This is a genomic window from Janthinobacterium sp. GW822-FHT07A03, assembly GCF_058798815.1.
Map to the genome: position 1 here is coordinate 60,837 of NZ_JBXAKW010000015.1, position 9,264 is coordinate 70,100.

Here is a 9,264-nt window from a genome sequence, read left to right on the forward strand (position 1 = left end):
GCCGGCATGCCGGCACCCCGACCTTTCATTGCGCAATAGCCTGGAGATGTATTTTGGCCGCTTCCACCCGATACTTCATGGATTTACCTGAACAGTTCGCTGATAAAGAACTCTTTTTCTTTGAAGATGGCCTTCAGGCCCACGCCGCTCCTGGCGTGCGCGGCGTGGACCTGTCCAGGCGGCTGCAGCAGGTCGGCAGCGCGTTGCAGGCGACCAGTGTGGCGCAGCAGCGGGTGCTGCTGGTATTGCCCCAGGGGATAGCTTTCGTTGAAGGCTTGCTCGCTTGCCTGCACGCCAACCTGGCGGCGGTACCGCTGCCGTATCTTGCCGATCCAGCCGCGCTGGCAGCGGCCATCGGCCGTATCGGCGGCGATGCACAGGCAATCTGCGTATTGACGGACGCTGCCGCAAAGGAGCAGCTCGACGGCCTGTGCGCCATCCCCTTGGTCGATATCGGACAGCTGAACGTGCCTGACACCGCGCGGCTGCCGGCGCGGGAGCGCTGCGAGGACGATGCCGCCGTGGTGCTATACACCTCGGGTTCCACCGGCGCGCCGAAAGGGATCGTACTCAGCCACCGCAATCTGTGGGTGCAAGCCTCAGGCGGCGCCACGCAATGGCAGATATGCGCCGATAGCCGGGTCCTGTCCTGGATGCCGCAATACCATAATTTCGGCTTGCATCTTGGTATTCTCGCCCCCTTGTCGCAAGGTGCCAGCAGTGTGCTGATGGCACCGGCCAGCTTTGTCGCCTCGCCGGCCACCTGGTTCCAAGCCATCGACAAGTACCGGGCGACGCATACGGGTGCGCCCAATTTTGCCCTCGACGTGTGCCATGCCAGAATACGCGCGGAGGAAGTGCAGGGCATCCTACTCGATTCCCTGCAAGCGCTGGTCTGCGGCGGTGAGCCGGTGCGCAAAGATAGCTGCGAGCGGTTTGCGGAACGCTTCAGCGCCCTGGGTTTCGACGCTACCGTGCTATGTCCTCACTACGGCATGTCCGAGGCAGGCGCCGTGTCGACGCGCGGCGCGAAACGCGGCGGTCCCCGTTTCCTGGCGCTCGATCTGGCAGCCGTGCAGCAGGGCGAAGTTCGTTGCGCCGCACAGAACGCTGCCGTGCGCTACGCCGCCAGCTGCGGGGAGCCGGGAGCGGCAGGCGCCCAGATCTGCATTGTCGACCCCGACACGCTGGCTTGCTGCGCCGAAGGGCGCATCGGCGAGATCTGGATACGCTCGGAAGGCGTGGCCGCCGGCTATCTGCAGCGCGACGCCGAGACGGCGCAACAGTTCGGCGTTGTGCCGGTGGGAGGTGACACAGGCTATTTGCGCTCGGGCGACCTCGGTTTTCTCGATGAGCGCCAGCTGTATGTGGTGGGCCGCATCAAGGAAGTGATGATCATGCGCGGCAAGAATCATTATCCCGCCGATATCGAAGCCAGTATCCGCGACGCGCTGCCGGAAATTGCTCTGCCGGTGGCCGCCTTTTCCGTCGAGGCGGATGGACAGGAACGACTGGTGATCGTGCAGGAAGTGGGCGAGGCGCTCGCCGAGGCGGATCTCGAGGCGCTGTGCAGGCGCATCGTGGCGCAGGTGTCGGCGGCGCATGGCTTGGAAGTGCACGAAGTTTGCCTGGTCGAAGCTGGCGAGATCGCTGCCACGCCCAGTGGCAAGTTGCAGCGCAACCAGTGCCGTCAGGCCTATCTTGTACAGGCCCTGCGCCAACGACGGCGGCACCGGGTACGGCAACGCGCCATGCAGGAGCAGCCAGCCAAGCCTGCGCAACCCGGCGTGCCGCTGGAGATACTGGCGAGATTGCGTACCGAGGTCCTGCCAGCCTGCCTGGACATGGACGCGGACATGCTGGACCGGGCCGGTTCGCTTGCAGAACTAGGCCTCGACTCGGTCGAGTACATCCAGGTCGCGCGCCAGATCGAGGTGGTGTTTGGTTTGCGCTTCGAACCGACCTTGCTGTTCAAGTATCGTAGCTTCGATGACTTGGCCCATTTTCTGCAAGGGCAGGTGACCGGCGACACGGGCAACGGTGGCAGCGATACGGCTTCCGCACCGGTGGCGGGCGGGCGCCGCACCGAGGGACCTTCCCGGATTGCCGTCATCGGCATGAGCTGCCACTTCCCTGGCGGGGCAAGCGATCCGCAGCGTTTCTGGGACAATCTGGTCGGCGGGGCGGACGCCATCACACCACTGCCGGCCGAGCGTGCAGCCTGGTTCACTCAGGCCGATGGCGCTGCCGACTGGTTGACATCGGCCGCGTTTCCACAATGGGGCGGTTTCATCGACGGAGTCGATGCCTTCGATGCCGATTTTTTCGGCATCGCCCCGCTGGAAGCCGAATGCCTGGATCCACAACAGCGCAAGCTGCTGGAGCTCAGCTGGAGCGTGTTCGAGCACGCGGGCTACGATCCACGCGAGTTCAAGGGCCGTGACGTGGGTATGTTCGTCGGCGCACACAGCGTCGACTACCTCGACCTGGCCAGCAACCGTGCCGCCTTGCGCGATTTGTACGGTGCCTACCTGGATTCCGGAATGCACATGAGCCTGATCGCCAACAGGGTCTCGCGCTGGTTTGATTTCAACGGTCCCAGCCAGGTCGTCAATACCGCCTGTTCCAGTTCGCTGGTGGCGGTGCACCATGCGGTCGATAGTCTGGAACGTGGCGACTGCAGCGTGGCGGTGGCGGCGGGCATCAATCTCATTCTGTCACCGCGCATCTACTGCGCCAGCCACAGCGCCGGCATGCTGGCCGCCGATGGCCGCTGCAAGTCCTTCGACGCGGCAGCCAACGGCTTCGTACGTGCGGAAGGCTACGGCGCAGTCCTGCTCAAGCCATACGAGGATGCACTGCGCGATGGCGACCGGATTTATGGCGTGATCAGGGCCGCCTGCGTAAATCACGACGGACAGTCAAATTCGCTGAGGGCCCCCAATCTGAACGCGCAAAAGCGCCTGATCCGCGACGCCTGGCGCCAGGCGGAGGTGGCGCCGGACGGCATTGGCTATATCGAAGCGCACGGTACCGGCACGCCGTTGGGAGATCCCATCGAGGTACAGGCCTTGAGCGAGGCTTTCCAGCAATTGCAGGATGACACGGGCGTGGGTATCCAGCCTTCCTCATGCGTGATTGGCACGGCCAAGACGCATATCGGGCATTGTGAGTCGGCGGCCGGCATCGCCGGTATGCTCAAGGTGCTGCTGTCGCTACAGCACGGTGTCCTGCCCGGCATGCTGCATTTCACCCGGCGCAATCCTTTCATCGATCTCGACGACAGTCCTTTCCGCCTGGCCACGCAGACGCAGCCTTGGCTGCCGGTTGTCGACGGCGATGTGCGCCGGCCGCGCCTGGCGGGCATCAGCTCCTTCGGTTTTGGCGGTGTCAACGCGCACGTAGTCGTGGAGGAACACCTGCCGCAAGACCACACTGCACGCCAGCCGGAGGACGAGCAGTTGCACGCGGTTCCGCTATCAGGGCGCGACAGCGACGCCTTGCAGCGGCAAGTCCGGCAATTGTGCGCGGCACTCGATAGCGGACAGCTGAGCGGCATCGGGCTGGCCGACATCGCTTATACCTTGCAGGTGGGACGCGCCTCCATGACCAGTCGCCTGGTGGTGCTGGCCGATTCCAGCGATGGCTTGCGCACGCAGTTGCGTGCCTGGCTGGCCGGCGACGCGGCCGCGGACGTCCTCGTACCGGGCGCGGCGCCGGCCGGCAGCACCGCCGTGGAACGCATGGCGGTCGCATGGATCGAGGGTGCATCCGTCGAGTGGCGCAGCCTGCATGGCGCGCCCGCGCCGCGCCGCGTGGCCTTGCCAACCTATCCTTTCGCGGCGGACCACTACTGGATAGAAGCGGCGCGGCCGGCCGCAGCCAGCGCGTCCTGGCTGCATCCCTTGGTGCAGCGCAATACCTCGTCCCTAAGCCAGCAACGCTACAGCACCGTTTTCAGCGGTAGTGAATTTTTCCTCGCCCACCACGTCGTGCGCGGCCAGCGCCTCCTGCCAGGCGTGGCGCAGTTGGAAATGGCTTGCGCGGCGGCCTTGCTGGCGTCGGGCAGCGATGCCGCGGCCGGCATCAAGCTGTCCGACGTGGCCTGGCTGCGGCCGGTGGTGGTGGCTACGACGGCACTGGAAGTGCACGTGCTGCTCGCAGCGCGCACCGACGGAGGCATCGATTTCCGCATCTGCAGCGAGGATCCGCAGGCACGTGAAGTGCTGCATAGTCAAGGTAGCGTGTGGCTTGGCCCGCGAACGGCCCCCGTGCCGCTCGACCTGGAGGCTTGGCGGCAGCAATGCGGCATGGGGCAGTGGTCCGCCGAACAATGCTATGCGGCGTATGCGGGCATGGGCATCGACTATGGTCCCGCCATGCGCGCCGTACGCGCGATCGATTGCGGCGACGGGCAGGCGCTCGCTGCCCTCGCTTTACCGGCATCCGCCGCCGACGCGAGTGGCTACCGGCTGCATCCGAGCCTGCTCGACGCGGCGCTGCACGCTTCGCTGGGCTTGATGCAGAGCGTACCGGCCGGTTCCAGCCCGGCCTTGCCGTTCGCCCTGGACAGCCTGGAAATATTCGCCCCCTGCGATTCGCTCATGTGGGCGGCATTGCGGCGGGCAGGGGGAACAATGGTCAGCAAATACGATATTGACCTGTGCGACGGACAAGGCCGGGTGGCGGTGCGCCTGCGTGGCCTTGCCATGCGCGCCGCCAGCCAGCCGGCGCCTGCCGATGCCGTCCACGACGGTTTGCAGGCACTGTATCCCGTGTGGGATGTCGTCAGCGCCGGCGCCATGGCGCCGCCCGCGCCGCAGCGCGTGCTACTGGTCAATGCGTTGCCGGGTGAACTGGAGACGCTGCGTCGGCACCACCCGCAAGTGCAGGCTTGGAGTGCGGGAGGCGACGAGGCAGGTGCACTTGCGCCCAGGCTGGCGCAGCTGGGCGAATTCGATCATATCGTGTGGCGCGTGCCGGCACAAAAAACATGCGGTCCGCATGACGAGGAGTTGATCGCTGCGCAGCAGGAAGGAGTGCTGGATGGATTCCGCCTGATCAAGGCGCTACTGGCGCTCGGCTATGGCACGCGCGCGCTGGAATGGACGGTGCTGACGACCCAGACGCAGGCCTTGCATGCGGACGAGGAAATCCGCCCGGCGCACGCCAGCGTGCATGGCCTGGTTGGTTCGATGGCCAAGGAATATCCGAACTGGTCTGTGCGCCTGGTCGATTTACCGGTCGACAGCGCGCCTGCGCTGGCGCACATCATGGACTGGCCCTGCGACGCCGATGGCAATGCGCTAGTCTGGCGCGCTGGCCTGTGCTACCGCCAGCGTCTGCTGCCCGGAGACATGCCTGTCACCGGCGCAAGCCCATACCGCCAGGCAGGGGTGTATGTCGTGATCGGTGGAGCAGGAGGCATCGGTGCCGCCTGGAGCGCGCATTTGATACACAACTATGCGGCGAACATCGTCTGGATAGGCCGGCGTCCGCTCGATGCGCAGATACAGGAAAAGATCGATGCGCTGGCACTGTTGGGCCCGGCGCCCGACTATCTGTCTGCGGATGCTGCCGATGCCGAGGCACTGGAATGGGCATACCGGCAGATACTGCTGCGCCACGGGCGCGTGGATGGCGTGGTCAACGCGGCCATCGTGCTGGCTGACAAGAGCCTGGGCAATATGGACGAGGCGCGTTTTCGCAGCGGGCTCGCTGCCAAGGTGGATGTGAGCGTACGGCTGGCACAGGTGTTCGGGCGCGAACATCTCGATTTCATGCTGTTCTTCTCCTCCTTGCAAAGCTTTTCCAAGGCCGCTGGACAAAGCAATTATGCCGCCGGCTGCACTTTCAAGGATGCCTTCGGGTTGCAGCTGGGGCGCAGCGGGGCATATCCGGTGAAGATCATGAACTGGGGCTATTGGGGCAGTGTCGGTATCGTCGCCGCGTCGGCGTACCGCGAGAGGATGGCGCAGATGGGCTTTGCGTCGATCGAGCCGGAGGACGGCATGCTGGCCCTCGACAGCCTGTTGCAAGGAACGCCGCGGCAGATGGCTTTCCTCAAGACTGCGGAGCCGGCACCCACCCCTGCCGAAATGGTCAGCGTGTATCCGCCGGATGGCATGGTGAACGACGGCGCTGAACAGGCGCTGCTCGATCAAGTGCACGCCATGTTGTCGCGCCTGACGGAGCAATTGCGCGAGCGGCCGGACGGCGCGCTTGGCGATGATACGGACACGCTTTCCCCTGCCATGCTCGATGCGCTGGTGGTGCGCCTGCGGCAAGACTATGCGCTTGATCTCGACGCCACCGTGATGGCCCGCATGCTGACATCGGACGATGTCGTGATCTCTCCCCCTTCCACCTAGCGGATTAGCGAAAAATGTTGCCTAAAAAAAATAAATTGCAGCGCCTGGCACAGTACCTGGCAGAACAGCACAAGGATGTGTTCGACGGCACCCAGGCGTGTGCGCCTAGCCGCCCGCTGTTGATGGATAGTTTCGACGAAGCGTTGGCCAGCGTACTCTGGAGCGAGCTGGCCGCAATGGGGCTCGATTGCCTGGAACAAGCTAGCGTAGCGCAAGCGCGCCAGTTGCTGTGTCTGCGTCCCGAGTACGAACGCTGGCTGGAGCAAAGCCTGTGCATGCTGACAGCATTGGGCTACCTGCACAGCGATGCCCAAGGCTATAGCGCTCGTGGCGTACCGGCTCCGGCTCCCGCCGAGGCGTGGCGCGTCTGGTCGCTCGGGCGCGCCGTTTGGCTCGACTGTACCGACTTGAAGGCCCGGGCACGGCTGAGCGAGGCGACATTGCGGGCATTGCCGGCGATTTTGCGCGGCAGCGTGCCGGCCACCGAGATCATGTTCCCCGATTCTTCCGTCTCCCTGGTTGAAGGCGTTTACAAGGGCAATACCTTGGCCGACTATTTTAATGCCGTGCTGGCCGACACCTTGGTTGCCATCGTCGAGCGGCACCGGCGCCAAGGGAAGAGGGGCGGCATCCGGATTCTGGAGATCGGCGCCGGCACCGGCGGCACCAGCGCGCAACTGTTTGCACGCTTGCGTCCATACCAGGAGCAGATGGCGGAGTACTGCTATACAGATGTGTCGAAGGCCTTCCTTTTCCATGCGGAAAAGGAGTATGGTGCGGCCCAGCCCTATCTGACCTATAAGCTGTTCGACGTCGGCATGCCGCTCGCGGCACAAGGTATCGAGGCTGGCGCGTATGATGTTGTTATTGCAACGAATGTGTTGCACGCCACCAGCAATATCCGCAACAGCCTGCGCAATGCGAAGGCTACCTTGCGTAACGGCGGAGTATTGCTGTTGAATGAGATCAGCGGCGCGGACCTGTTCACGCATTTGACGTTTGGCTTGCTCGACGGCTGGTGGCTGTACGAGGATGGCGCCTTGCGCATGCCCGGTTGCCCCGCCTTGTCGGAGCAGGGTTGGCAGACGGTACTGAGACAGGAAGGCTTTCACGAGATTGCCTTTCCCGCGCGGCGCGGCCATGGCCTAGGCCAGCAAGTCATTGCCGCTACCAGCGATGGAATGGCAAGGCAAGTGCAGACGCAGGTGGATGTGGCGGACGTCTCCGTCGCCACGGCCAGGCATGTTCCAGCGGCCGCAGATGCGGGCGGCGATCCGCGCTTGACGGAAGCGGCCGCGGTTCGTTTCAAAAAATTGATCAGCGATACCTTGCGCGTTCCGCTGCACAAGATCGATACCAGTGCGCAACTAGCGCAATATGGCATCGATTCCATCCTCATCGTGCAGCTGACCAATGCCCTGCGTCTGGCGTTCGACGACGTGGGCAGCACGCTGTTCTTCGAATGCCTGACGATCGACGCGCTGGTTGCGCATTTCATCCTGCAGCAACCTGACGCACTGGCCAAATGGGTCGGGTTGGAAATGGAGGCCGCGCCGCACCATGCGACCACCCCGCGCGCGCCGGAGTCCGCCCCGGCACCAGCACGCGCGGCGCCGCTGGCCGCAGCGCCCGGCGTGGCGCTGGAAATCGCGATCGTTGGCATGGCGGGCCGTTATGCCGGTGCTGACAACGTGGAACAGTTCTGGACACACTTGAAAGAGGGAAAAAACTGCATCGGTGAAGTGCCCGCCACACGCTGGGATGCGGCGCTGCACTTTGACGCCAGACGGGATACGCCGCACAAAACCTATAGTAAATGGGGAGGCTTCATCGATAGCGCCGATTGCTTCGATCCACTGTTCTTCAATATCTCGCCATACGAGGCAGAGAAAATGAGTCCCCAGGAACGGGTGTTCCTGGAAGAGGCCTACCACAGCATCGAAGACGCTGGCTATACGCCGGCCGGCTTGGCGCGGGATGGCGCCGTGGGTGTCTTTGTCGGCGTGATGAATGAAAATTATGCTGGCGGCGCCCGCCACTGGTCGGTCGCCAATCGCGTTTCTTACCTGCTGGACTTTCATGGACCGAGCATGGCGGTCGATACGGCGTGTTCATCTTCGATGACGGCACTGCACCTGGCGGTGGAGAGCCTGAGCAGCGGCACCTGCGCCACGGCAATCGCCGGCGGCGTCAACCTGATACTCGACCCTGCCCACTACATCGGCTTGTCCGCCATGGCCATGCTGTCGTCCGGCGATGCCTGTAAATCGTTCGGCGCCGACGCTGATGGCTTCGTCGACGGCGAAGGTGTGGGCACCGTGGTGCTCAAGCCTTTGCAGGCCGCGATCGCTGCCGGTGACCACATCTACGGCGTCATCAAGGGCAGCATGGTCAATGCGGGCGGCAAGACAAATGGCTACACCGTGCCCAATCCGCTGGCGCAGACACAAGTCATCGCCGACGCGCTGCGGCGTGCCGGCGTGCATGCGCGCAGCGTCAGCTACATCGAGGCGCACGGCACAGGCACGGCGCTGGGCGATCCGATCGAGATCCGCGGCTTGGCGCAGGCGTTCGCGCGCGATACGCAAGAGCGCCAGTTCTGCGCGATCGGCTCAGCCAAGTCGAACATCGGCCACTGCGAAAGCGCAGCCGGCATCGCCGGCCTGACCAAGGTGCTGCTGCAGATGCGCCACGGACAGCTGGTGCCGTCGCTGCATGCGCGCACGCTCAACCCCAACATCGATTTCGCCGCCACGCCATTCGTGGTGCAGCAGGAACTGGCGGAGTGGCCGCGGCCCAGCGTCCAGGTCGATGGTGTGCTGCGCGCCTTTCCGCGCATCGCCGGCATCTCCTCGTTTGGCGCCGGCGGCGCCAACGCCCACCTGGTGCTACA

Annotated in this window: 2 protein-coding genes; both read left to right on the forward strand. The window is 64.3% G+C overall.

What is annotated here, in order from left to right; all coding sequences use genetic code 11:
* Window positions 1–77 precede the first annotated feature (77 nt).
* Window positions 78–6,371 carry an SDR family NAD(P)-dependent oxidoreductase gene (locus tag AC1RJW_RS28310; protein ID WP_493047877.1) on the forward strand — a complete coding sequence of 2,098 codons (6,294 nt, stop codon included), beginning with the start codon at window positions 78–80 and terminating at the stop codon, window positions 6,369–6,371.
* A gap of 14 nt (window positions 6,372–6,385) precedes the next feature.
* Window positions 6,386–9,264 (forward strand): beta-ketoacyl synthase N-terminal-like domain-containing protein (locus AC1RJW_RS28315; RefSeq protein WP_493047878.1); only part of this gene is annotated, 2,879 nt, incomplete at its 3' end.